The 23187-nt window shown below is 59.8% G+C and carries 25 protein-coding genes; 15 read left to right on the forward strand and 10 right to left on the reverse strand.

Annotation, left to right across the window (positions count from 1 at the left end; all coding sequences use genetic code 11):
- The first annotated feature begins 112 nt into the window (after positions 1-112).
- Positions 113-337, forward strand: coding sequence for a hypothetical protein (locus AC0NIE_RS11175; protein WP_245318963.1), 225 nt, complete (start codon positions 113-115; stop codon positions 335-337).
- A 21-nt stretch (positions 338-358) separates the two neighbouring features.
- On the opposite strand, the gene AC0NIE_RS11180 is transcribed toward AC0NIE_RS11175, so the two are convergent.
- Positions 359-1096 (reverse strand): DUF4336 domain-containing protein, encoded by a 738-nt coding sequence (locus tag AC0NIE_RS11180; protein WP_473489832.1) that lies wholly within the window; start codon positions 1094-1096, stop codon positions 359-361.
- Between the two features lie 935 nt (positions 1097-2031).
- Between AC0NIE_RS11180 and AC0NIE_RS11185 the strand changes: the two genes are divergently transcribed.
- The gene (locus AC0NIE_RS11185; RefSeq protein WP_473486871.1) at positions 2032-2943 is read left to right on the forward strand and encodes a LysR family transcriptional regulator; all 912 of its coding nucleotides are present in this window, start codon (positions 2032-2034) and stop codon (positions 2941-2943) included.
- Here AC0NIE_RS11185 and AC0NIE_RS11190 read toward each other — a convergent pair.
- On the reverse strand, positions 2940-3560 hold the full coding sequence (locus tag AC0NIE_RS11190; protein ID WP_473486870.1) for a zinc-binding dehydrogenase: 621 nt from the start codon (positions 3558-3560) through the stop codon (positions 2940-2942). The two genes, AC0NIE_RS11185 and AC0NIE_RS11190, sit on opposite strands and share 4 nt — an antisense overlap.
- 154 nt (positions 3561-3714) lie before the next feature.
- Positions 3715-3942, reverse strand: coding sequence for a hypothetical protein (locus AC0NIE_RS11195; protein WP_473486869.1), 228 nt, complete (start codon positions 3940-3942; stop codon positions 3715-3717).
- Between the two features lie 410 nt (positions 3943-4352).
- On the opposite strand from AC0NIE_RS11195, the gene AC0NIE_RS11200 reads away from it, so the two are divergent.
- From AC0NIE_RS11200 to AC0NIE_RS11215, 4 genes are all read left to right on the forward strand, one after another.
- Positions 4353-5369: a sugar ABC transporter substrate-binding protein gene (locus AC0NIE_RS11200; RefSeq protein WP_473486868.1), complete on the forward strand. Its 1017-nt coding sequence runs from the start codon at positions 4353-4355 to the stop codon at positions 5367-5369.
- A gap of 81 nt (positions 5370-5450) precedes the next feature.
- The gene (locus AC0NIE_RS11205; RefSeq protein ID WP_287303623.1) at positions 5451-6563 is read left to right on the forward strand and encodes an ABC transporter permease; all 1113 of its coding nucleotides are present in this window, start codon (positions 5451-5453) and stop codon (positions 6561-6563) included.
- Positions 6563-7342, forward strand: a complete 780-nt coding sequence (locus tag AC0NIE_RS11210) for an ATP-binding cassette domain-containing protein (protein WP_091600581.1) — start codon at positions 6563-6565, stop codon at positions 7340-7342. Before AC0NIE_RS11205 ends, AC0NIE_RS11210 begins: the two co-directional genes overlap by 1 nt.
- Positions 7343-7446: 104 nt before the next feature.
- Entirely contained in the window at positions 7447-8235 is a 789-nt protein-coding gene (locus AC0NIE_RS11215) for an intradiol ring-cleavage dioxygenase (protein ID WP_473486883.1), read from the forward strand.
- 71 nt (positions 8236-8306) lie between these two features.
- On the opposite strand, the gene AC0NIE_RS11220 is transcribed toward AC0NIE_RS11215, so the two are convergent.
- The 7 genes from AC0NIE_RS11220 to AC0NIE_RS11250 are packed head-to-tail and all read right to left on the reverse strand — an operon-like array spanning position 8307 to position 13936.
- Positions 8307-9377 carry a 2,3-butanediol dehydrogenase gene (locus AC0NIE_RS11220; RefSeq protein ID WP_473486867.1) on the reverse strand — a complete coding sequence of 357 codons (1071 nt, stop codon included), beginning with the start codon at positions 9375-9377 and terminating at the stop codon, positions 8307-8309.
- A complete protein-coding gene (locus AC0NIE_RS11225; protein ID WP_473486866.1) occupies positions 9374-10621 on the reverse strand; it encodes an MFS transporter in 1248 nt (415 codons plus the stop codon). Before AC0NIE_RS11225 ends, AC0NIE_RS11220 begins: the two co-directional genes overlap by 4 nt.
- A complete protein-coding gene (locus AC0NIE_RS11230; protein WP_473486865.1) occupies positions 10596-11396 on the reverse strand; it encodes an SDR family NAD(P)-dependent oxidoreductase in 801 nt (266 codons plus the stop codon). The genes AC0NIE_RS11225 and AC0NIE_RS11230 overlap by 26 nt, the downstream gene beginning before the upstream one ends.
- 26 nt (positions 11397-11422) lie before the next feature.
- Complete coding sequence (locus tag AC0NIE_RS11235; RefSeq protein ID WP_473486864.1) at positions 11423-12208, reverse strand: SDR family NAD(P)-dependent oxidoreductase; 786 nt, start codon at positions 12206-12208, stop codon at positions 11423-11425.
- 8 nt (positions 12209-12216) lie between these two features.
- Positions 12217-13293: a maleylacetate reductase gene (locus tag AC0NIE_RS11240; protein WP_077378149.1), complete on the reverse strand. Its 1077-nt coding sequence runs from the start codon at positions 13291-13293 to the stop codon at positions 12217-12219.
- A 5-nt stretch (positions 13294-13298) separates the two neighbouring features.
- Positions 13299-13586 carry a YciI family protein gene (locus AC0NIE_RS11245; protein WP_077378146.1) on the reverse strand — a complete coding sequence of 96 codons (288 nt, stop codon included), beginning with the start codon at positions 13584-13586 and terminating at the stop codon, positions 13299-13301.
- Positions 13583-13936, reverse strand: a complete 354-nt coding sequence (locus tag AC0NIE_RS11250; protein ID WP_473486863.1) for a Dabb family protein — start codon at positions 13934-13936, stop codon at positions 13583-13585. Before AC0NIE_RS11250 ends, AC0NIE_RS11245 begins: the two co-directional genes overlap by 4 nt.
- A gap of 42 nt (positions 13937-13978) precedes the next feature.
- On the opposite strand from AC0NIE_RS11250, the gene AC0NIE_RS11255 reads away from it, so the two are divergent.
- From AC0NIE_RS11255 to AC0NIE_RS11295, 9 genes are all read left to right on the forward strand, one after another.
- Positions 13979-14962 (forward strand): LysR family transcriptional regulator, encoded by a 984-nt coding sequence (locus tag AC0NIE_RS11255; protein WP_473486882.1) that lies wholly within the window; start codon positions 13979-13981, stop codon positions 14960-14962.
- A 107-nt stretch (positions 14963-15069) separates the two neighbouring features.
- Positions 15070-15954: a sugar phosphate isomerase/epimerase family protein gene (locus AC0NIE_RS11260; protein WP_473486862.1), complete on the forward strand. Its 885-nt coding sequence runs from the start codon at positions 15070-15072 to the stop codon at positions 15952-15954.
- 33 nt (positions 15955-15987) lie between these two features.
- Positions 15988-17133, forward strand: coding sequence for a Gfo/Idh/MocA family protein (locus tag AC0NIE_RS11265; protein ID WP_473486861.1), 1146 nt, complete (start codon positions 15988-15990; stop codon positions 17131-17133).
- 200 nt (positions 17134-17333) lie between these two features.
- Positions 17334-18353: a sugar ABC transporter substrate-binding protein gene (locus tag AC0NIE_RS11270; RefSeq protein WP_473486860.1), complete on the forward strand. Its 1020-nt coding sequence runs from the start codon at positions 17334-17336 to the stop codon at positions 18351-18353.
- Entirely contained in the window at positions 18350-19915 is a 1566-nt protein-coding gene (locus tag AC0NIE_RS11275) for a sugar ABC transporter ATP-binding protein (RefSeq protein WP_473486859.1), read from the forward strand. The genes AC0NIE_RS11270 and AC0NIE_RS11275 overlap by 4 nt, the downstream gene beginning before the upstream one ends.
- Positions 19912-20952 (forward strand): ABC transporter permease, encoded by a 1041-nt coding sequence (locus AC0NIE_RS11280; protein WP_473486858.1) that lies wholly within the window; start codon positions 19912-19914, stop codon positions 20950-20952. Before AC0NIE_RS11275 ends, AC0NIE_RS11280 begins: the two co-directional genes overlap by 4 nt.
- A gap of 40 nt (positions 20953-20992) precedes the next feature.
- Positions 20993-21709, forward strand: a complete 717-nt coding sequence (locus AC0NIE_RS11285; RefSeq protein ID WP_473486857.1) for an SDR family NAD(P)-dependent oxidoreductase — start codon at positions 20993-20995, stop codon at positions 21707-21709.
- Between the two features lie 85 nt (positions 21710-21794).
- Positions 21795-22517: a 3-oxoacid CoA-transferase subunit A gene (locus AC0NIE_RS11290; RefSeq protein WP_473486856.1), complete on the forward strand. Its 723-nt coding sequence runs from the start codon at positions 21795-21797 to the stop codon at positions 22515-22517.
- A complete protein-coding gene (locus AC0NIE_RS11295) occupies positions 22514-23185 on the forward strand; it encodes a 3-oxoacid CoA-transferase subunit B (RefSeq protein WP_473486855.1) in 672 nt (223 codons plus the stop codon). Before AC0NIE_RS11290 ends, AC0NIE_RS11295 begins: the two co-directional genes overlap by 4 nt.
- The last annotated feature ends 2 nt before the right edge of the window (positions 23186-23187 follow it).

A 23187-nucleotide genomic window follows, 5' to 3' on the forward strand; every position in this document is an offset into this window, starting at 1 on the left:
TGGTGGCCGCAAGATCATCTCGCCCGCCGGCGGACAGCAATGGACCCCAGCACGGCCACGCATAGACAACACTCTGATCCGGGCGCTGGCGCGGGCGTTCCGGTGGAAACACATGCTGGAAACAGGCGAGTTCGCCACAGTGATCGAACTTGCCGCGGCCGAAAGGCTTGACCGCTCCTTCGTATCCCATGTGCTCCAGTTGACGCTGCTCGCGCCCGACCTGGTCGAAGCCATACTCGACGGACGGCAGTCCATGGGGGTTCAGCTCCAGGCGCTCGTCAGGGGTTTGCCCGTCGAATGGGAACGGCAACGGGAGTTGATGGCTACTTCCTGCTGACAATCTTCTCTGCGGCCGCCCTCAGAGAGGCCAGGCCAGCGACTGGCGAAGTAATGTCGTCCCATCCTTGTGGAACCACCGGCCATGGCTGAAGATCACGCGCTTTGGCTGCAAAGCCACGAGGCGCTCCGCGGCCGCCTTCGCCTGCTCATGCTTCCGTTTGATGATCATCCGCAGGTAAATGGGGGCCTTCCCCACAGGTGCCGTGACGCCTAAGAGGCGCGCCGCCGGCCTGATGATGAACGGCAGCTTTTCCGGCTCGAGATTCAGAACTAGATCCGTAAGCACCATGGTTCGGCTGTTCTTATGATAGAACGCGACTTCGGTGAACCCACCGGCTCCTGGAACGAGAACCTGATCGAGATCTTTCGACCAGGCTTCCGGCGCCGCTGTGGCCAGATCGTGATCGATCCTGACGCCAGCCCGGCGGACCTGTGCCCGATGGCGCAAGCCCGGAACGGCCCAAGTCGACGCTCCCTGCACATGGTTCTGCCACTCCTTGAGGAAGGTCCAGTGTGCACTGTTTGGCGCAACCAGATGCACTATCGGACCAATCTGCTCGAGCTGCTTTCTCAGCTCAAAAGCGAACCGTGTTGGTGAATGCAGCAGGAGACCGCCATTCCCGAGCTGGATAACCGTCATGCGCACCGGGACTGGAATGCCCATCACGCTCAGCGGTCCGCTGTCGACGATCCAGATCCCAGGGGCGACAGGCTTGGCGACATCAAGAGGAGGGTAGGTAGCGTCTTCGGGCTTCATGGTTGTGCTCCAATTCAGCTTGGAGCTGGCGCAACACGCTTCGAGAGGATCTGTTCCGGGGAACTGCGTGATGGCCTAGTTCGTCTGCTGGCCGAAGCAAATCATTATGTTGGCGCACTCCTCAGCGCTTTGGAGAGTATGGGCCAACAGAGAACAAATGAGTCGCTCTGACCACCACAGCCACTCCACAGCTTTCGGCCGAAGGGCCTGCTGTTCTGCGGGGTTTCGGGGCGACCAAGTCCAAGCAGAGAACATTGTGGAAAAATTAGATGGTAGAGGGAGAGGACCTGAAATCCAACCTTCTCCACGAATCTGCGATCACCTTCGTAGTTGGGGTGTTCGGCTGATGCTTCAGTCGACCTGTTCAATCTGCGGACCTGGGTCGACCGCCGGAGCCGGCGTGCAATCCTGCCCCTTGCATTCCTCGACAGGGTTATCGGCTGGTGGAAGGCAGTTTTGGCCTTCGCAATGAACTGCCGGCTCCGGCGCTTCTACATGGTTAGGCGGAACAAGCTGATCCTCAGCGCGAACGGCCGGCATTGCTACGCTGATCATGCCCGTGCACAAGAGCGCAATCCCAAGCAATTTCATTTTCGCCTCCCTGTCTGGCAGCGAGCTGTACGCTACACTTTCGAGCTGCGGCCGCATCCTCTCACCCGCGAACGACGTTAACACGGAGTTTCAGTGCTGGCCGGAAGGGAGCGGGCCGAATGATCAGCCTGTCACATGTCGGACGCAGGCCGGATAGGCGGCTGCGGTCGATGCGGTGGGTCGGGCGCTGGCGGGACTCCAAATTGGCTGCTGCTCGGTAGAGAAATGTGCACGCCGATGTCTGCACTGACTATCTATCAGAGCTTCGAACTCGCACGATGAGCCTGAATGTTGGCAGTAGCGCTAAACGTCAGCGAGCCTGCAGAAGGACGGGAGGAAGCTAAGTGGACAGCGTGAACGACATGCTTTTGGTGATCGAAATCGCTGACGCGGGCAACTTCACGCAAGCGGGCGCGCGGCTCGGCATGCCAAAATCCACAATCAGCCACCGCGTCACTCAGTTAGAAAAACGGCTCGGATTGCGATTGTTCAATCGGTCGACCCGGCGCGTCAGCTTGACCAGCAATGGCCAAGTGTACCTTGAATACTGTCGTCGCATTCGCGCCGAGATCGCGGCGGCGAACATGGCGATGGCCAACCTCAAGGAACAGCCTACAGGAACCCTCAAAATCACCTGCCCGGAAGTCACCGCCACCTATTTTATGCCGGGCTTCCTTGGCGGATTCACCAAGAAATTTCCGGGAGTCGCTATTGAGCTGATTGCGACAAATCAGCATCTCGACCTCATACGAGAACGTGTGGACTTCGCCTTTCGTGTTGGCCCCGTCTCCAATCAAAATTTCATCGTGCGCAAGATTTCCACCATTAAACGCGTTCTTGTTGCCTCTCCGGAATACCTCGCCGCCGGCGCACCCATAAAAGAGCCGAGCGATCTTCTTCAACATCGTTGCCTGCTGCATGATGCCCTGCCCGACTGGACGTTTGCCGCCGGCCCTACACAGGTTGTTTTTCGCCTACCCGCGGCAGCCAAAAGCGATTCATTAGGGTTCCTGCTTCATTCCAGCCTAGCAGGTAACGGCGTCGCGTTGCTGCCCGCCTATGTGTGCCATCCGGCCATTGCGGCCGGTAGACTGATCGAGCTTCTTCCGGGCTGGGAACTCAACCCTTATGATATGACACTGATTTTTCCTGACCGCAAAAATCAGTCAAAGGCACAGGCAGCATTCCGCGAATATGTCGATGCCTGTGATTTTTCACATTTCGCGACCGGGCGAGCGCCCATATCGAGTACTTAGAGCCTCACCAATTGCTTTCCGAAGTTCTCACCCTTCAGCATGCGTATGAAAGCGTGAGGTGTCGTTTCAATGCCGTGCGACACATCCTCTCGCGCCTCCAGCAAACCTTGTTGGTACCACTGCGTGAGTTGCGCCCTTGCAGACGCATAGCTGGATTCAAAGTCATCAACGAGAAAGCCCTCGATCCGAACGCGTGAGATCAGGATGCGCCGCAGGTATCTCGGGCCTATGTCAGGTCGGTCGAAACGATCTGCCAGAGCCACTGTGCCAACAATCACGATCCTGCCGAACAGGTTGATGTTCAACAGAGCCGCATCGTGAATTGGCCCGGCCGTGTTGTCCAAGAACACATCAACACCGTTAGGGCATGCGGCAGCCATCGCCTCCGCTAAATTTTCTGTTGTTTTGTGATTAATGCCGGTCCGGTAGCCGATGCTCTTGCACCACTCGATTTTCGCATCGGTTCCCGCCACGGCGACCGCATCAAGGCCTTTTATTCGCGCTATCTGGCCCGCTATCTGGCCGACCTCCCCCGACGCGGCCGAGATCAAAACCGTTTCGCCTTCCTTCGGTCGGCCGACCTCCAGCAATGAAAAATATGCGGTCAATCCCGGCATGCCTAAGCAACCAAGCGATGTTTGCACAGGAGCTGCGGCCTGATCTAGGAGAAGCGCTGTTTTGGCTAAAACGGTCGTGTAAGGTTGCCAACCAAAATCATCCGCTTGGATAAGATCTCCGGCTTTGAAGAGCGGCGATTCAGAAGCGATGACTTCACCGACGCCACCCTTGCATCATGTCTCCGATCTTCAATCCCGCAGCATAGTTTTTGGCCGGGCTAAGCCTGGCGCGCATGTAGGGATCGACCGACAGCCAAAGCGTTTTCACCAGCAACTCGCCGGGCTGAGGGAACGGCATGGGGCGATCTTCCAACATGAAGTCGTCAAGGCCGGGCATTCCGGTAGGAAATTGCTTTAGGACCCAAGTGGGATTCGATGTCATGGCGCTACCTCAACAGGAGAGTCGATACGGAATAGCGCACTGCGGCTGCCACCTAGTAGTCTCGCCTTTGGAACTAACTGTCCGAATTTTTGGACAATGCTTGAGGAAGCCTTCGAGGGATGGCCGTGCGCGTCAAGCGAGTGCTCCGCTCCCATCTCCGGGGCTTGGGTTTTTAGATGCGAAGATCATGGTCGCATCTGCTTTGTCGCGCCGCGAGCTTGGCTAGGTCTCAAGGTGAAAGGCGACGTCGGGTGCATGCCCCAAAATCACGCCGACTTTGCCTTGGTCGTGATGCGGACGGCGTTCTGCCGCCAATTATTGCGTGATCTGCAATAGTGTTTTGTGCCGGCCCCCGTTCATCCCACGACAAGATAGCTGCATAAATCCCACGCTGGCGGTTGAGGGGGACCGTGGCGCAAGGCGGAGAACCCAATTGCGCCAGTAGAGCGACAGTCACCAACGTGGAGGAGCAGATGAAAAACCTATCGTTTAAGGCGATGCTGTTGGCGAGTCTCGCCGCAACAGCCGCAATGGGCGTTGTACAGTCAGCAAGCGCTGCCGACGAGAAATACGTCCTTATCCACCATTCCCCTGACAGCGAGACGTTCTGGAACACCGTCAAGAACGGCGCCAGCTTGGCAGCAGAGGAAGTCGGTGCAACCGTCACGTTCCGCAATCCGCCGTCCGGCGACTTGGCGGACATGGTGCGCATCATCCAGCAGACGACCGCCGAGAAGCCCGACGGGATCATTGTTACGATCCCCGATCTCGAAACAGTGGGCGGTGCAATCGCGGACGCGGTTGCCCAAGGTATCCCTGTCGTGACGATGAACACGGGCACGGCCGAGGAATCCAAAAAACTCGGTGCTTTGCTCCATGTCGGTCAGCCTGAATATGAAGCCGGCAAGGGCGCCGGTGAACGAGCAAAAGCCGAAGGCATGAAGTCGTTCCTCTGTGTGAACAGCTTGTTCCCCAATGTGGCGGGGCAGCAGCGCTGTGAAGGCTTCGCGGAAGGTCTTGGCGTGCCTCTGGGCGAGCAGATGATCGATTCCGGCACTGACGCGGCGGAAATCGCCAACCGAGTGAAGGCTTACCTTTCGAGCCATCAGGATACGGGCGCCGTTTTGACCCTCGGCCCCATGACTGCGATTCCGACGATCAAAGCGCTGAAGGACAATGGGATGGCGGGCGACATCTACTTTGCGACCTTCGATCTCAATCCCGACATTTCGCAGGCGATCAAAGATGGCGTCATCAACTTCGCCATCGACCAGCAGCCTTTCCTGCAGGGCTACCTGCCGGTCATCACGCTGACCAATGATCTCCGCTATGGCGTGCTGCAGGCCAATTCGGTGCTTTCGGGACCGGGGTTCGTCACGAAGGACAACCTTACTCTCGTCGAGTCGCTGGCCGGCAAGTACCGGTAAGCGCCTCGCCTCCCGGGGGGCGGAAGCGACCTGCGCTTCCGCCCTTCCTTTCTTACAGATCCCTTTTGCGGGCAAGATCAGATGACGTCCACAACTAGCACCGACGAGCGCCTCAAGCGGAACTCACTCCTGCGTCGAGCGCTCGTTCGCCCGGAGCTTGGAGCAATTGGCGGCACGGCAGCCGTGTTCGCTTTCTTCCTCATTCTCGCCGGCGGCACCCAGATGTTCGCCCTGGATGGTGTCATTAACTGGAGCACCGTTTCGGCGCAGTTCATCGTGCTGGCCGTGGGCGTGTCGCTGCTGATGATCGCAGGCGAGTTCGATCTGTCGCTCGGGTCCATGGTGGGCTTCTCCGGCATGGTGTTCGGATTGCTGGTCATCCACGTTGGCATTCCAGTCTGGGTGGCGATCCTGCTGACCTTTGTAGTCTGTGCCTTGATTGGCACCATCAACGGTGTACTCGTCATTCGCACGGGTCTTCCGTCTTTTGTCGTGACGCTGGCCTTCATGTTCATCCTTCGCGGCGCGACGATCTGGAGCGCGATCACCTTCAACAAACAGCCGGTCGTATCGGGGATCGGTGATGCGGCAGCGGGCGACCCCATCGCCTGGCTCTTCGGAGGTAAGGCGTTCACAGGCCTGTTCACATGGCTGGGTCAGCAAGGCATCATCGAAACGTACACCCGAGGTACGCGGGCAGGGCAACCGATCGTCGATGGCATTCCCATGCTGATACTTTGGGCCATCGGCCTGGTGATCGTCGGGCAGTGGGTTCTGACCCGTACCAAGTTCGGCAACTGGATCTACGCTGCCGGCGGTGACCCGCAGGCTGCCCGCAACGTTGGCGTCCCCGTGGCTCGAGTGAAGGTACTGATGTTTATCGTTGCCGCAATATGCGCAGCGCTCCTAGGCATCTCCCAAGCGATCGAGTTCGGGTCGGCTGCGTCCGATCGCGGCATTATGAAGGAATTCGAGGCGATTATTTGTGTCGTCATCGGCGGTGCATTGCTGACCGGTGGCTACGGGTCGGTAGTGGGCGCCGCTCTCGGTGCCGTTATTTTCGGTGTGGTCCAGCAGGGCCTGTTCTTCACCAACGTCGAGAGCTCACTCTTCCGAGTGTTCCTTGGCACGATCCTTCTCGGCGCAGTTGTAGCCAACACGTACATCCGCCGCTCGATCACTGGAGAAAGGTGATGACCACTCCAATCCTGGAAATGATCGACATCCAGAAGCACTTTGGCCGCATCATCGCCCTGTCCGGCGTGTCGTTCAGCGTCATGCCGGGTGAATGTCACTGCCTGCTCGGTGACAACGGCGCCGGTAAGTCGACGTTCATCAAGACGATGTCGGGAGCCCATACCCCGACTGGTGGCGAGATGAGGGTAGCGGGCGACACCGTTCATTTCACAAGCCCTCGCGAGGCGCTCGCTGCCGGTATCGCCACCGTCTATCAGGACCTTGCCATGATCCCGCTGATGAGCGTCAGCCGGAATTTTTGGCTCGGCCGCGAGCCAGAGGCCGGCTTCGGCCCCTTACGCTGGCTGGATTTCAAGAAGGCCGATGCCATCACACTCGAGCAGATGAAGCAAATGGGTATCAATTTGCGAGAGCCGGGTCAGGCGGTTGGCACACTTTCGGGAGGCGAGCGACAGACCGTCGCGATCGCGCGTGCCGTCTATTTCGGCGCCAAGGTACTCATTCTCGATGAGCCGACCTCGGCGCTTGGCGTGCGCCAGACCGCCAACGTGCTGACGACAATCGACCGGGTACGCAAGAAGGGCATCGGCGTCGTGTTTATCACCCACAATGTCCGGCACGCGATGGCGGTCGGAGACCGGTTTACCGTTCTCAACCGCGGCAAGACGCTTGGCACGGCCGATCGTGGGCATATCTCATCAGAAGAACTGCAAAGTTTGATGGCCGGTGGGCAGGAACTCGCCCAGCTCGAAGCGTCGCTCGGAAAAACGATCTAGGGATCGCGTCTGAGGGCGGCCCGAATTGGGAGCCCGACCGAGAGGAGGTCGAATTGTCAAAGTACCTGAATGAACAGAACTCTGTCGAAACCGTCCTCGCGAGGATGGGCGATGGAACGAACGCTCGTCTTCGCACCGTTATGGAGTCGCTGATCAATCACCTCCACGGTTTCATTCGCGATGTCGAGCTCACCGAGGCAGAGTGGGAGACTGCAATCGCGTTTCTGACCCGTACCGGCCAGATGTGCAGCGACACGCGGCAGGAATTTATCCTGCTTTCGGACGTGCTCGGTGTTTCGATGCTTGTGGACGCGATCAACCATCGGCGTCCCACCGGTGCCACGGAGAACACGGTGTTTGGACCATTCCACGTCGACGGGTCGCCCGAACGGCAGATGGGTGACAACATCAACCTCGATGGCAAAGGTGAGCTTTGTCTTTACGAGGGCCGCGTCCTCGACCTTGACGGCAATCCAATCGAGAACGCCTATGTCGACGTTTGGTCAGACAACGACGAAGGCTTCTACGACGTTCAGCAGCCTGACATACAGCCGCCGTTCAACAACCGTGGCATCTTCAGAACTGGCGTTGACGGTCGATACAGCTTTGTCGGGATCAAGCCGACTTCATACCCCATTCCAAACGACGGTCCAGTGGGGCAAATGCTCGAACAGCTCGAACGTCATCCTTTCCGCCCTGCGCACGTGCATTTCCTGGTTGGCGCGAACGGCTACGATCGCCTCTGCACACACATCTTCGTCGCGGGAGACCCGTACTTGGAGTCGGATTCCGTGTTTGGGGTGAAGGACACGTTGATTGTCGCCTTCGAGCCGCTCGTCGACGCGACGACCAAGTGGAAAGCTAAGTTCGACTTCGTCCTGAAGCGACTGTAGAACCCTCGCTCGCGGTTTATTTCAAAGGGCTGACAGTCGCGCGGCGGCGTCGGCGACCGCAGGCCTGGCAGCTAAACGCCCAGCTCGACTAAGATCTTCATTTTAGTCCCGCTCGGATCCATCAGCGGCTTGAATCCCTTCTCGACGATGTCGTCCAAGGCAATCGTGTCATCGATTAGGCGTTCAACTGGCAAACGGCCGCTCTCGATCATTGCGTAAACACGCGGCCATAGTGTCGTCGGGTAGCAGAGCGACCCCTGCAGTCGAATATCGCGCGTGATCAGGTCAAAAGGTGAGAACTCAACGTTGGCGTTGGTGAGGCCGACCAGCACCACCGTTGCCTGCGAGCGCACCGACTTGATGCAGTCGGCAATAGCTCGCGGGTTGCCCGCGCACTCGATAGCTGAATCGCATCCGAGGCGCTCGAACGTGTGCTCTCGAATGAAGTCTGGAAGCGGCGTCTTGGTAGGGTCGATCGTGATGACCGGAATGCCCAACGACTCGATGCGCTTGCGGCGAGCCGCATTGGGTTCGCTGAGGAAGATCTTGCCGGCGCCAGCAGCCTGGGCGGCCATGACCGTAAGCGCCCCGATCGGGCCGCCACCAGTGATCAGGATCGACCCGCCCGGCTCAAGCCCGCTTCGGTCGACTGCTGTCACCGCGACAGCCGCCGGCTCCACCATTGCTCCCTGTTCAAAAGTCAGGGTGTCAGGCATTTTGACGGTCGCGGAGGCCTTCATGACCGCGAAATCCGCGAACCCGCCCCAGTTCCATGTCAGGCCAGTCGCGGCTCCGCGTGTGCCTAGGAAATGCAAGCCGCGGACGCCGAAATAACCATCGGCCGGGCCCATATGCGGCTGGATCGCTACGCGGTCTCCCGGCTTCAGGTGGGACACGTCGCTCCCAACGGCCACGATTTCACCGCTGAACTCGTGGCCGAGAATCTGTGGAATTGAGGCCCCCGAGAAAGGGTTGGGCTGAGAAGATATGAAGTGGGGTCCGTCGGCAAACTCGTGCAGATCGGTGCCGCAAATGCCGCACAACCTGTTGCGGACAAGAACTTCGTCCGGCTGCAGGTCGACCGGATCCGGAAGTTCCTCAACTCGGACGTCGCCTTTGGCGTAGAAGCGCGCAGCTCTCACTTTCGAACTCCTTTTGAACGTGACGGCGCTTGTAGCGCCAGAAAAGTCAGATGCAGTGTCAGGGCGAGCAGGGGGCCCGAAGCGCCTGCAATCATAGCGCCATGCCAACCAAAGCTCTCAATCGCCCAGACGCCGACGCTGGCGCCAGTTGCCCCACCGACGAAGAAGGCTGCCATGAAGAGGCCGTTGAGGCGAGCCCGTTCGTTAGGGTGAGCGGAAAAGAGTTCACGCTGGCTCATCACCAGGGACACGGGGACGGCGCCGTCGAGAAGGAGGGCACCAACCAGCAGGGCCGCCAGCCCCACCACGCCACCCGATCCGCCCCAGCCGGCAACGATCCAGGAGAGGACGCCGGCGCTGAGGGAGAGCGTCGTTCCCAAGGTGATCGCTCCGCGGTCAGCCACCCTCCCGGCCAACGGTGACATGATCGCGCCTGCGGCTCCCGCCAGCGCCACGAGTGCGATCTGAACTTGGTCGAGGCTGTAGGGCGGCCTGCTCAGAAGGAGGGGCAGGGCCGTCCAGAAGAGGGTGTAGGAATAGAACATCAGGAACTGGTATGCGGCCCTACGTTGAAGCAAGCGATTTTCCCAAGCGAGCGAAGCCATTGACTTCAGCATCGCTCCGTACCGAGGTTTGCTTTCGGGCTGTCGCGCCGGCATCCGCGCGAGGATCAGCACAGCAGCACCCAGGCAGATGGCGGCAGAGACAAAGAAGACCGACCGCCAACCGAAAGGACCGGTGATCAAGCTCGACAGAGGCCGAGACAACATGATGCCGGTCAGGATGCCCGCCATCACGCGCCCGACCATCAATCCCTGGCGCTTTGGGTCGGAAAGCGCGGCCGCGTAAGGAAGCAGGATCTGGACAGACACTGACCCGACGCCGATGCAAAAACACGCGATTAGAAAAAGCGTCGGCGAGGTTGTCAGTGCCATTGTGATCGAGGCGGCGAAGCCGACGACGAGCACTGCCAAAGCCAGTCGTCGGTTCTCGAGCGCGTCAGCGAGCGGCACTAAAAGGAGGAGGCCAAGACAATAGCCCAGCTGGGCAAGCGTCACGATGATACCAGCACCTTCGGGCGCGAACCCAAGCGTGCCGGCAATTTCCCCGACGATGGGCTGTGCGAAATAGAGGTTCGCGACGATAGCGCCGCAAACGCAGGCGACCGCGAACTCGAAGCCAGCCGGCAGCCGATCATTGGGGACGGAGACATTCACGTCAGATGATGGATCGGATCGAGCCACCGTCCACGCCCCAGACCGAGGACGTAACGAACGAGGCCAGATCAGAGGCGAGGAACAGGATGACGTTCGCGACTTCGTCCGGCGTCCCGAGCCGCTGCAGCGGCAGCTGCCGAAGTTTCATTTCGTGCTCGACGGCCGCCTTCGGCTCCATCTTGTGGTACTTGCCCATCGTCTCGGCGAAGCCCCCGGGTTTCTCCCAAAAAGGCGACCAGATGGGGCCAGGAGCAACAGCGTTGACGCGGATCTTGGGAGCCTCGGCTCGGGCCAATGCCTTGGTGAGGGCGAGGATTGCGGCCTTCGATACCGAGTAGTCGACCGGCACGGGTTCTGGCTGTCGCGCCAGATCCGACGCATTGTTGACGATCACGCCGCCATTGGCCCGCAGGATTGGAAGCGCTTTGCGGATCGCTCGTACATAACTCATGAAGTTGAGCGAAAGCGTTGCATCCCACGCAGCGTCATCGACGTCGTCGAAGCTGCGGATTGCGCCGGAACCAACGTTGTTGACGAGCACGTCAACGCGGTTCCCGAAGGCCTTCAGAAGCTCGTCCATGCCGCGAGACACTCCAGCCGCTTCCGAGAGATCGGCGCTTGCGGAGTGAACCGTGACACCATGGTGACTGGCGACGGCCGCGACCTCTGCCAATCCTTTCTCGTCGATATCCAACAGTCCGAGGTCGGCGCCTTCCTTGGCGAAACCCAAGGCCGTGGCGCGGCCGATGCCGTTGGCAGCGCCGGTGATGATCACGACCTTTCCTTTGAGACCAGTATCCATATTGCTTCCTCCCAACGATCGTGAGTTTAGACGGACGCCCCTTCGTCGCCGGTTCGAAAATCGAAACCAGCAGTCAATCCACCGTCGGCGATGACGTCTGCACCAAGGAGTGCCGACGCGCCATCGGACAAGAGGAACAATGCTGCTTGGGCGACCTCACTTGCCTCGAGGATGCGGCCTTGCGGCTGTCGATTTGCCCTGGTCGCCAAGAACCTGGAGCTGTCGGTGGCGCTCTCGACGTGTCGCTTGAAGAGGCCAGCCATCATGGGACCGGGACTCAGAACGTTGATCCGGATGCCTCGGCGTGCGTGGTCGAGTGCTGCGGTCCGAGCCAGCTGACGCACGGCTGCTTTCGATGCGTTGTAGATGGCCAGCTGCTGCTCGGCCAAGGTGGCGTTGACTGACGCAACCGCAACGATGGCGCCACCACCTTTGGCCTCCATCCGAGGAACAATCATTGCCATACCCAAGGCGGTGCCGGTCACGTTCACCGCCATGGTGCGCTTGATGAGCTGGGGCGTCGCTTCAGGTACAGTGCCCACGTCAAGAATTGCGGCGCAGGTCACGAGCCCTAGCGTTGCGGGCGTTTCGGCGTCGAGGAGGCCGCCCACCTTGTTCCAGGTACTTGTATCAGCGATCGAACCAGTGACCTGCCGGTAGCTGGGATCGGATTCGAGCGCAGATGGAGCCATATCGACACCGACCACCTTACAGTTGCACTGCAGCAGACGCCGGGCCACTTCGAGGCCGAGACCTGACGCTGTGCCTGTCACAACGACGATGTCGGGCAGCCGCAGTTCAAGCGAACTCATTCGATCACCTATTCAACAAGGGGGGGCAGGCCGGCGTAGGCGCGATGGAGGAGGCGCCCTATCCGATCTTCATCGAGCTGCCGCGGGTTCCAGTAGGGATTAGACAGAGCCAATGCGCGGGCCTGACCAAGGCCCTCTTCCGGCATGCCAATGTCCTTGAGGGCGCGCACCGCTCCTACCTGGCCGGCGAGTTCGTAGAGCGCGAGGCTGGGGTCGTCGGTTTCCAAAACGCGCTTCAGGCGACCGATGGCCTCCGGGACAGCTGGCGCGTTGTAGGCGAGGGCATGCGGCAGCATGATGGTGTGCGTCTCTGCATGCGGGAGGTCGAACGTTCCGCCGAGCGTGTGGCAAAGCTTGTGGTGCAGGGACATGCCCACGGCCCCCAGGCACGTCCCCGCCAACCAAGCGCCATACAGGGCCAGGGATCGTGCTTCCCTGTTCTCCTGATCAAGCTTGATCGTGGGCAAGGCCTTGGCCAATGCACAGATGGCTTCGCCCGCCATCAGGTCGATTATCGGGTTCCGGTCCTGAGCGTAGAGGGCCTCAACCGCGTGTGCGATAGCGTTGATGCCGCTGGTTCCTGAGAGGGCGACCGGTAGGGAAAGCGTCAGGTCGACATCGTAGATCACCACTTCAGGCAGGACCTTCGGCGAAGTGATCGTCTTCTTCTGGCCGTTCGCCGTTTCACCGAGGATGGGCGTCATCTCAGAGCCGGCATAGGTGGTCGGGATGGCGATCTGCGGCAGATCGGTGCGCAGGGCCAAAGCTTTGCTCAGGCCAGTCGTCGAACCACCGCCAATGGCGACTAGCCCGTCGACATCCTTTTCCTGAATGTCTCGCATCGCTTGTTCAGTGACATTCACCGGGGTGTGCATGGCGGCGCCCGAGAACACCCCAACTGACTTCGCCGCGAGTCGGGAGGCCACCGTCAGAGCAAAGTCTTCTTGCTGGGGTGTGGAGAGGACCAGAACCCGCTGCAGCCGCAAGCGGTCGACTTCTTCTCCGACCCTACCAACCGATCCCGCGCCAAAGACGACTCGCGATGCATTGGCGCTGTAGACGAAACTCTCGGGTAGCCTTGCCATTTTGCCTACTCCCGATTGTCAACGCGCAGGTTGAACTGCTTGATGCTGATCTCGGCCCACACGCCCGACCGGTTGAAGGGGTCGGCAGCGTTGAATGCTTCGACCTCAGCCACACTTGAGGCCTCAAAGACGAACAGCGACCCAATCATTGTGGCGCCGTCAGCCGCTAGCAGCGGTCCGGAGATTACGGTCCTCATCTTTCCCGCGGCCAGATAGGCCTTATGCTCATCGTAGTGAGCAAGACGAATATCGATCGCGTTTGGATGATCGATGCAGTGGACGGCAACCTTCATGGCGAGGGTTCCTCCGTTGAAACGTAGTCGACCTGGTACCGCGCAATACGCACACCGTGGAGCTCGTCACGTATCTTCAAGTGGGCGGGATGGTTGGCATATGCCTCCAGAGCTTCGGCGCTCTCGAACTCTGAGTATAGCACCACGTCGCAGGCGTAATCGACGCCACTGAAATCCACGCCTACTTCAATGTGCAGAAGGCCCGGGATCGCTCCGAGTAATGCCTCAAAGCGCGATTTGACCGCTTCTACCGCAGCGGCTTTCTGGCCGTCGGCGCTTGGAAGGAGGTTCCACATGACGACATGTTTAACCCGCTCCCTTTGCCCCTTCTGTGCCGCCAGTTGATCCATCCGTTCCCTCTCAAGCCAAGTGACCGTGCGACTTTGACGGAAGTGATTGCATTTGCTTGGGAAGCGATGAAGACTGGCTTTCTCAAAACACCTTTCCGCCGGATGCAAAAAGTGGATCGTTGGACCGAGCTACAGGTGTTCCTCAAAATCGTTGAGGAACAGAGCATGACAAAGGCGGCGGATGCCCTTGACCTCTCGGTTTCCGGAGTTAGCCGCCACCTTGTGAATCTGGAGACGAGGCTCGGTGCCCGGCTGGTTCAACGATCCACTCGCCGGCTCAGCACGACCACCGAAGGCCAGCAGCTCTACTTGGACGCCCGAGACATCCTGGCTAATTGGGAAGAGGCCGAGGCAAACGTTACGGCCCGCGCTCATGCGCCAACCGGCAGGCTGAGGGTAGGGGCCTCTCTGTCATTTTCGTTGCTGCATCTGATGCCAGTGGTTCAGCAGTTTAGGCAGCGCTATCCGAGTGTGCTGATCGAAGTGGTGGCATCCAACCGCTACTACGACATCATCGAAAATGGGCTCGATCTTGCGATCCGCACGCGTCGCGTGGAGGCCGATAGCTCCATCACTATTCGAAAGCTGGCCGAGACGCGCCGGCTATTGGCGGCATCACAGGAGTACCTCGATCGCCGCGGCGTCCCGAAGCATCCCAGCGACCTCAAGGACCACGACCTGATCCTCTACACTCTGGCCGACAACTGGAATCACCTGAACTTCCGCAAGGGCGAGGAAGCTGTAGCCGTCGAGGTCGATGGCATCATCAATGCCAATGACGGCCAGCTCATTTGCGCGGCCGCTCGCGACGGTCTTGGGATCCTGGCGCAACCAACGTACATCATCCAGAAAGACCTCGAAGCCGGGCGCCTTGTCCGTGTCCTCGATGATTGGGATCTCCCCAGGCTGACAATGAACATCGCCTATCCGAGCAAATCCTTCATGCCCGCCCGGACCCGGTTGTTCCTCGACTTTCTCGTCGAGCAGTTCCGCGCAAACAACTACGAGGAACTATGGACTCGGTAAGCCGATTTTTGCGCACCACGCAACACAGTTTCCCCAGCGACCGGGTTTATTCTCCGTCGGTAGAACGTTAGCCAAAACGGGTGCCGCGCCGCTCGCGGAGGCACGATATGCATTCCCGCAAGGACATCGTGATGGCTGCAGACGTTGAACTCCTGATTTCCTACTTCGCCCTCTCTGGTGACGTCTTCCCCCTTGGCCCGACGGAAATCAGCCCTTTCCCGTTCAAGGACCGTGTCGAGGCCGCTGCCCGCGCCGGATTCAAGGGCTTCGGCCTCCACTCGGAGGATGTAGTTCATGTCAGGGATCAGATCGGCTACCGGGAAATGCGCCGGATCGTGGAGGCGAACGGCATCAAGCACCTCGAGATCGAGTTCCTGACTAATTGGTTCCACCGCGACGAGAAGCGTCAGGAGTCCGACAAGGTCCGCAAGCTTATGCTCGAGGTCGCAGCGGAATTGGGGCTAAAGGATATCAAGGTCGGGCCTGGCTTCGAGGATGCTCCAGCCGACGTGCAGCTGATGGCGGATGAACTGGGCAAGTTATGCGACGAGGCTGCGCCCTACGGCACCGACATCGTGTTGGAAATCATGCCTTGGTCAAATGTGCGTACCATCGAAACCGGCTTGGCGATCGTCTCCGGTGCAAATCGCAAGAACGGTGGCCTGCTCATCGACATCTGGCACATGGCCCGAGGAAACATTCCCTATAGCGAAATTCGCAAGATACCCGCTCGGTTCATCAAGGCCGTGGAAATTGACGACGCGCTGAAGGTGGCGCCGGTACCAGACATTTGGGAAGATACGATCGCTTATCGCGAGCTTTGCGGGGAAGGGGAACTCGATGTCCCGGCGTTTCTGCGCGAGGTACAGGCAGCCGGCTACAGTGGTGTCTACGGGACCGAAATCCTTTCGGCCAAACACCGCGTGCTCGGATTGGACGAGATGGCTCAGCGGATTTTCAAGTCCTCCATGGCTCAGTTTGCCGATCTCTGATCGGACCAACGGCAGCGCGAGCTTTTTGGAGGGGTGATCAACGAGGATCGCCCCTTCTTCTTTTCTCCACAACGAAGGTCAACGGCCATGGGCTACGCTATTGGTGAAGATGCTGTGCTCGGCATCGCTTGCCTGGGAATTACGCACCCCCACACATCTGGCAGGGTAAAGGCGTTTCAGAGAATGTCGGGGGTGCGCCTGCTGGGTGCCCATGACGAAAGTCCGCTTCTGACGCCGTTTGTCGATGCGCTTGGGTTGGAGCCCCGAAGTAAGAACGAGATCCTGGCGGATCCCGATGTCGATGCGGTGCTTGTGCATCCCAAAAGCCACGCTATGGCGGATTTTGCCATCGAGGCGCTTGAAGCGGGAAAGGCCGTGCTTTGTGAAAAGCCGGCCGGCCGAGGGTCGACCGACACCGCGCGTATCGTCGTCGCGGTCGAGCGGACGGAGGGCCTGTTTCAGGTTGGGTACTGTTGGCGTTTCGCGCCTTCCATCGGAAAGATGCAGGAGGTTCTGGCAAGCGGACGACTGGGGAAAGTTCTCCAGGTCAGGGCCCATGCCGGCTGCTCTCACAATGAGGCAGCTACCGCCCACATGAATCAGCCTGGGGACATAGGTGGAGCGATGTTCGTAATCGCCTGCCACCTCATCGATCGCATCCTGCTCCACTTCGGCATGCCCGATACAGTCAACGCTAGAATTACCAAGTTTCCGTTGGTGTTCGGCGCCGAGTCCAGGGAAGACGCCGGTGGCGCGATCCTCAACTACCCCGACAAGTTGGTCACGGTCGACTTCATGTCATGGGATCCGCTGGCGTGGACGGAGAGTTGGGACCTGTCGGCATACGGGACCGAGGGAATAATGCACTCGTGCCCCCTGCCGGCGTCGTACAAGATCTACGACAGCGGGAAGAACGGTCACCAGCAAGGATGGACGGAGTGGCGAGAGACGAACTTCCCGGAAATCTGGGCGACTAAAAAGACGGTCTATTCTCCTGAGATCGCCGAGATCGGTAACCCCATCTATTTCGATCGTGAAGCAGCGGCGTTCGCCGCATCGCTGCGGTCGGGCTCACCATCGGTCGTGCCGGCAACGCAGGCTCACAACGTTAATCGGCTCCTCGAAGGCATGTTCAGGTCGTCCGAACTAGCGGGTGCTGAAGTTTCGGTCGCGTCGTAGGCACCTTCAGCTTCTAGCCCGGCGACCTCCAAGTCGTCGGGCTTTTTCGTGAGTCCATTTTTGCGAAAGCTGCAACACTGTTTCCAAGTTCGCATCCTTTATCGCGCCAGCCGCCATGCGAGAATACCGCCACTGAGAGAAAGGTCGCATTCGTAGGAGGAGCCCGCTCTCTCTAGGACAGCCATCATCAGGAGGAGAACATGGCTATTAACCGTCGATTATTCTTTGCTTCGGGTATCGCGCTCGCTGCTGCCCTATCGGTTCATGGGGCGATGGCGCAAAAGGCCGAGCTGAAGCTCGGCCTATCCATGCCTACCCTGAACACACCTTTCTTTACTGTGCTCGTGAACGCCGCGAGTGCTGAAGCCACCTCGTTTGGCGGCAGCGTCGTCCAGACCACGAATGCCAACCGCGACGCCAGCCAGCAAGTCACAGACTTCCGCAACCTGATCAATGCTGGTGCGAACGCCATTCTCGCCGGTGTTGTCGACCGTGCGGCCATTCAGCCAGCTCTCGACTACGCGAAGAGCCGCAACGTGCCGGTTGTGATCGTCGACGACCAGCCCGCCGCGGGCGAAGTGTACGCCGTTGTCCGTGCCGACAACCTCACCATGGGTGAACGTGCTGCTGAGGCACTTGCGGCCGCTTTGACGTCTAAGACCGGCACTGTTCTGCAGATCCAGGGCGCCCTGACCACGACAAACGGTCGTGACCGTTCCGAGGGCTTCAACGCCAAATTCAAAGAACTCGCACCTGACATCAAGGTCATCGAGCAAGCTGCCAACTGGGATGGTCCGATGAGCGCAAATGTCGTCTCGACCGTGCTGAGCGGCAACCAGGACATTATCGGCATCTATCTCGCCACCGACACGCTCTACTATGACCCGGTCGCCGCTGCGCTAAAGTCGCGAGGACGCCTCCTACCCGTGGGTGATCCTGCCCACCTTCCCATCGTAGCGATCGACGGCGGGTCGGGCGCATTGCAGGCGATCCGCGACGGATATCTGGACGCGACGATCTCGCAACCGGTCACTGACTACGCCAAGTACGGCGTGACCCTGCTGCAGAACGCGCTCGATGGCGTGGCCATAAAGGCAGCTCCGACCGATCACAACAGCAATGTGGTGCAAGCCGATCGTTACTTCGTCGACGAACTCCCTTCACCCATCGTCACCAAAGAGAACGTCGACGATCCGACCCTGTGGGGTAACGGCAAGTGAGCTCTGCGGCTCGCTACACCGAGACGATCGGCTCAACGACTGAAGTCGCTCCGCCTATCGTCGAGATCAGCGGGGCCACGAAACGCTACGGGCCGACCGTCGCGCTTAATGGTCTCTCGCTTACAATCAAGCGTGGCGAGTCGCATGCAATCGTCGGTCGGAACGGTGCCGGCAAGTCGACTCTAGTGGCCTTGCTCACAGGCCTCATTACCCTAGACTCCGGCGCCTTACTTCTGAACGGAAAACCGCCACCCGCTCGGCGAGACCGCCGCGCTTGGCGTGAAGCTGTCGCCTGTGTCTATCAGCACCGGACACTGGTGCCGCACCTCAGCGTCGCCGAGAACCTCTATCTTGGAGGGTACCAGACCCGGTCCTTCATCTCTTGGCCGAACCTGAGACGAAAGGCAGCCGAGGATCTCGAGAGCTGGGACATTCCCATCTCCCCAGAGACGCGGGTTTCGGACCTGAGCGTCGGTGAGGCGCAGATGGTGGAAATCGCCAGAGCTCTTTCCCAAGGTTCCAGGTTCGTTATCCTGGACGAGCCGACCGCGCAGCTCGTTTCCAGTGAGATCGACCATCTTCTGTCGCGTGTGAACCAACTGCGCGAACGTGGCGTCACGTTCATGTTCATCTCGCATCACCTTGATGAAGTCCCAAAGGTCTGCGACGCGGTTTCGGTCTTGAGGAACGGGCGTGACGTTCTCCATGGCGCCGTCGCGGAGCTGACCACGCCCCAGATCGTCGCTGCGATGGTGGGCGACCAACTCATGGGCAATAGTCTTGCGACAGGGGAAAAGGTAGTTCGCGCTCCGTTGCCTGCCAACGCTCCCGTTGCTCTGTCGGCAAAGCTGAAGGCTGACGCCTGCCAAGACACTTTCGAGCTGAACCTACACGCCGGAGAAGTCGTCGGCCTTGCGGGCCATTCGGGCTCGGGCACGCGACAGCTTGCCCTGGCGCTGGCTGGACACAACCCAAAATGGGCGGGACAGCTTGAAGTCGCTGGGAAACCAGTTCCCAATACTTGGAATCCCCGCACTGCGCTTTCGCATGGCGTGTCCCTATTGCCCGAGGATCGCATCCAAACTGGGCTCGTGGCGAACCTCTCCATCGAGCACAACATAACGCTGCCGCATCTCAAGGCGCTTACCAAGGGCCTGTTCATAGATCTCAATGCCAGCAGGGCATTCGCCGAACAAAGTGCCACCGAGCTGGGTGTCGCCTGCTCGTCGGTAGGTCAGAAGGTCGGGGAGTTGAGTGGCGGCAATCAGCAAAAAGTCATGCTTGGCGCTGCTCTCAGTTCAAGCCCCAGCGTGCTGATACTTTTGCATCCCACTGCCGGCGTGGATATCGCGTCGAAGGCGACGATCCTCGAAAGCGTGGAAGAGCGCCGCAGGCAGGGGCTCGCCGTCATCGTGGTCAGCGACGAGCCAGAAGAATTGGCCTTCTGCGACCGGGTGCAGGTCTGGGTCCGCGGTCGGTGCGTCGTGGAGGGTAGCGGTCTCAACGAAGACGAACTCGTCGCGGCCATGGAAGGTATTGAGGCTACTCGGAGGCCATCATGAAGAGCGAGGCGCGCGCCAGTGCTGTTTCAACTGCACCAATCGTTTCGGGACCTGCGTCGATGGGCCGGCGCAAGTCGCTCAATGACTTTCTCCAACCTGAATGGGCAATTCTGCCCGTCCTGGTGCTCGTGTTCATTGTCGGCTCGCTCCTGCATCCCGCGTTCCTGTCGTTCGACAATTTCTATGGCGTGATGCAGCAGACCAGCGAGCTCGGCGTGCTGACGATGGGTCTGACGTTGGTGCTTATCGCCGGCAAGTTCGACCTCTCCCTCGAGTCCACCTTCGGGCTCGCGCCTATGCTGGGCGTGTTTTGCTTCCTTCAGGTAGATGGCGGCAGCCTGGGCCTTGCCAATTCTCCGGTTCTTGCGCTGATCGCGATATTCGCCATCGCAGCTGTCATCGGGGCATTTAACGGCGTTCTGGTCGTCTACCTAAAATTCAACGCCTTCATCGCGACGCTGGCGACTCTCATCCTACTCCGCGGCGTGAGCCTCGGCGTCACGCAGGGGCAAACACTCTATAGTCTTCCGCCGGAAATCACTGCACCTGGACAGGCCAGCTTTTTGGGGACGCCAGTTTCGTTTCTGGTAGCTCTGGCTCTCGTGGCAGTTCTTAGCGTTTTCATGTCGCGTCACCGCGTCGGTCGGATGCTCTATGCTGTCGGCGGCAACGTTCAGGCAGCCCGGGTGGCGGGCATCCCTGTCGAGCGGATATTGATCGGCGTCTTCATCGTCGCAGGTGTACTCGCTGCGCTGGCTGGACTGTTACAGGCAGGTCGCATTGCGTCCATCCCATCGTCGCTGGGCCAGAACTTGATTTTCAGCGCCTTTGCGGCGGCTGTTCTGGGTGGCGTCAGCCTCAATGGTGGCCGCGGCACGATCGCAGGTGCATGCGGTGGTGTCTTGTTGCTTGTGCTCATCCAGAACGTGCTCGTGCTGGCGCAGGTTCCTGCCTATTGGATCAGCGCGACTACCGGCGGGATCATCTTGATCGCGCTCCTCATCAGCAAGGTGAGCGGTGCTGACAAGGCGAACTAGGCGCGCGAGGTCAGCCGACACACAACTTGGAGGAATGAAGATGAGACTGAAGGGCAAAATTGCCGTCGTCAGCGGCGCTGCCGCGGGTATCGGGGCGGCGACGGTTGCCAAGTTTGCTGAGGAAGGGGCGACCGTCTATGCGGGTGACCTCAGCTTCAAGGAGAACTCGGATGAGGGTGGCATCCTCCGCCGTCGTCTCGATGTTCGTGACCTAACGTCGTGGGAAAAGCTGGCCGATGAGGTCAGCCGTGCCGGCGGTGCCCAGATTTTGGTCAACAATGCGGGGCTCGTCGGAACATACGCGTCGCTCACCGATGTGTCCGTTGAAGATTGGCATTCGGTAATCGCCGTAAATCAGACCGGCGTCTTTTACGGCATGCGTGTATTCATCCCGCAAATGCTTGGGCGCGGGGGCTCCGTCGTCAACGTCTCGTCGATTTGGGGCGCCGTCGGTGCCGCAGGCGTCGCTCCCTATACTGCCTCCAAGGGCGCTGTGACGCAGATGAGTAAGAACGGTGCTCTCACGTACGCCAAGGAGAAGGTGCGTGTGAACTCAGTGCACCCCGGACTGATCGCGACACCCATGATTGCGGCTCAGGATCCGAACATCTCGGCCGATGTCGTCCGCGCCACACCGATGGGCCGCATCGGCGAGCCAGGCGAGGTAGCTGCCGTCATCCTCTTCCTCGCTGGCGACGAGGCGTCCTACGTCACCGGGGCCCAGTTCATGGTGGATGGCGGCTACACCGCCCAGTGAATTCATGGGCGCACGGGTACCATCTCGCGTGCCCGATTGATGCAACGTCGCTTTCGGTTGCGGCGTCGACGTGAAGGATGGCTTTATGGATAAGACGGTATCCGACCTCGCCACCGCGGTAGCCGGGATCGAAGACGGGATGACGCTGATGATTGGCGGATTTGGCGGCTCAGGTGCCCCGATCGAACTCATCCATGCCCTGATCGATCGATTTCGCGCCACCGGGTCTCCCAAAGGACTCATCGTGATCAACAACAATGCCGGCAATGGGCGGATCGGCATCGCGGCGATGATCGACGCTGGCATGGTCGCGAAGATGATTTGCTCGTTTCCACGCTCAGCCGACCCTCGCGCCTTCACCGAGAAGTATCATACCGGCCAAATCGGGCTCGAACTCGTGCCGCAGGGAACGCTGGCCGAGCGCATCCGCGCCGCCGGCGCGGGCATTCCGGCCTTTTACACGCCGACCAGCTTCGGCACCGATTTGGCCGAGGGCAAGCCGGCCGCCGAGTTTGATGGTCGTATGTACGTGCAGGAACGCTGGCTCAAGGCGGATGCAGCCCTGATCAAGGCCGAACTGGCCGACACCATGGGCAACCTCACCTACCGCAAAGCGGCGCGAAACTTCTCGCCTCTGATGGCCGCCGCTGCCCGGGTGACCATCGCCCAGGCCTCAACGATCGTGCTGCCTGGTGGAATCGACGCTGAGCAGGTCGTTACACCGGGAATTTTCGTCGACCGCGTCGTGCAAGTCGCCGATGCGCAACAGGAAGAAGCCCTCATACAGGCTGGGGTGGCCTACGCATGACTGAGAAACTCACCAACGCCCAGATTGCCTGGCGAGCCGCTCAGGACATTGCCGACGGCGCTTATGTGAACTTGGGCATCGGCTTTCCTGAGATGGTCGCGAAATTCCAGCCACCCGGCCGGCGAGCGATCTTTCACACAGAGAACGGCGTCCTCAATTTCGGGGAAAATCCTGCGGAAGGCGAGGAGGACTGGGACCTGATCAACGCTGGCAAGAAGGCAATAACGCTTAAGCCCGGCGCAGCCTTCTTCCACCATGCCGACAGCTTCGCCATGGTCCGCGGCGGCCATCTCGACGTCGCCATTCTGGGTGCCTACGAAGTGGCTGAAAATGGCGACCTCGCCAATTGGTCGACGGGCCCGAAGGGCGTGCCGGCGGTGGGCGGTGCCATGGATCTGGTGCATGGCGCCAAGCGCGTCGCTGTGATCACCGACCACGTGACGAAGGACGGACGCCCCAAGTTGGTCAAGCGCTGCGCTCTGCCGCTGACCGGCGTTGGCTGCGTTACCCGCGTCTATACCAGCCTTGCCGTTGTTGACATCGAGAACCAGCGCTTCGTGCTGCGCGAAAAGCTTCCCAAGCTCAGCCTCGACACTCTGCAAGCGGTAACGGGTGCCGAGCTTCTCCTCGACGGCGCGGTCGGCGACCTGATTGTTCCGGAGGTCTAGGG

The organism is Mesorhizobium sp. WSM4842 (genome assembly GCF_055901575.1).

What these genes read in the sequence shown, in the direction of transcription:
- AC0NIE_RS11175 (WP_245318963.1), top strand. Translation starts at nt 113, where the DNA reads ATGCTGGAAACAGGCGAGTTCGCCACAGTGATCGAACTTGCCGCGGCC.
- AC0NIE_RS11180 (WP_473489832.1), bottom strand. Translation starts at nt 1,096, where the DNA reads ATGAAGCCCGAAGACGCTACCTACCCTCCTCTTGATGTCGCCAAGCCT.
- AC0NIE_RS11190 (WP_473486870.1), bottom strand. Translation starts at nt 3,560, where the DNA reads ATGCCGGGATTGACCGCATATTTTTCATTGCTGGAGGTCGGCCGACCG.
- AC0NIE_RS11195 (WP_473486869.1), bottom strand. Translation starts at nt 3,942, where the DNA reads ATGACATCGAATCCCACTTGGGTCCTAAAGCAATTTCCTACCGGAATG.
- AC0NIE_RS11205 (WP_287303623.1), top strand. Translation starts at nt 5,451, where the DNA reads ATGACGTCCACAACTAGCACCGACGAGCGCCTCAAGCGGAACTCACTC.
- AC0NIE_RS11210 (WP_091600581.1), top strand. Translation starts at nt 6,563, where the DNA reads ATGACCACTCCAATCCTGGAAATGATCGACATCCAGAAGCACTTTGGC.
- AC0NIE_RS11215 (WP_473486883.1), top strand. Translation starts at nt 7,447, where the DNA reads ATGGGCGATGGAACGAACGCTCGTCTTCGCACCGTTATGGAGTCGCTG.
- AC0NIE_RS11230 (WP_473486865.1), bottom strand. Translation starts at nt 11,396, where the DNA reads ATGGATACTGGTCTCAAAGGAAAGGTCGTGATCATCACCGGCGCTGCC.
- AC0NIE_RS11235 (WP_473486864.1), bottom strand. Translation starts at nt 12,208, where the DNA reads ATGAGTTCGCTTGAACTGCGGCTGCCCGACATCGTCGTTGTGACAGGC.
- AC0NIE_RS11240 (WP_077378149.1), bottom strand. Translation starts at nt 13,293, where the DNA reads ATGGCAAGGCTACCCGAGAGTTTCGTCTACAGCGCCAATGCATCGCGA.
- AC0NIE_RS11245 (WP_077378146.1), bottom strand. Translation starts at nt 13,586, where the DNA reads ATGAAGGTTGCCGTCCACTGCATCGATCATCCAAACGCGATCGATATT.
- AC0NIE_RS11250 (WP_473486863.1), bottom strand. Translation starts at nt 13,936, where the DNA reads ATGGATCAACTGGCGGCACAGAAGGGGCAAAGGGAGCGGGTTAAACAT.
- AC0NIE_RS11260 (WP_473486862.1), top strand. Translation starts at nt 15,070, where the DNA reads ATGCATTCCCGCAAGGACATCGTGATGGCTGCAGACGTTGAACTCCTG.
- AC0NIE_RS11270 (WP_473486860.1), top strand. Translation starts at nt 17,334, where the DNA reads ATGGCTATTAACCGTCGATTATTCTTTGCTTCGGGTATCGCGCTCGCT.
- AC0NIE_RS11280 (WP_473486858.1), top strand. Translation starts at nt 19,912, where the DNA reads ATGAAGAGCGAGGCGCGCGCCAGTGCTGTTTCAACTGCACCAATCGTT.
- AC0NIE_RS11285 (WP_473486857.1), top strand. Translation starts at nt 20,993, where the DNA reads ATGAGACTGAAGGGCAAAATTGCCGTCGTCAGCGGCGCTGCCGCGGGT.
- AC0NIE_RS11290 (WP_473486856.1), top strand. Translation starts at nt 21,795, where the DNA reads ATGGATAAGACGGTATCCGACCTCGCCACCGCGGTAGCCGGGATCGAA.
- AC0NIE_RS11295 (WP_473486855.1), top strand. Translation starts at nt 22,514, where the DNA reads ATGACTGAGAAACTCACCAACGCCCAGATTGCCTGGCGAGCCGCTCAG.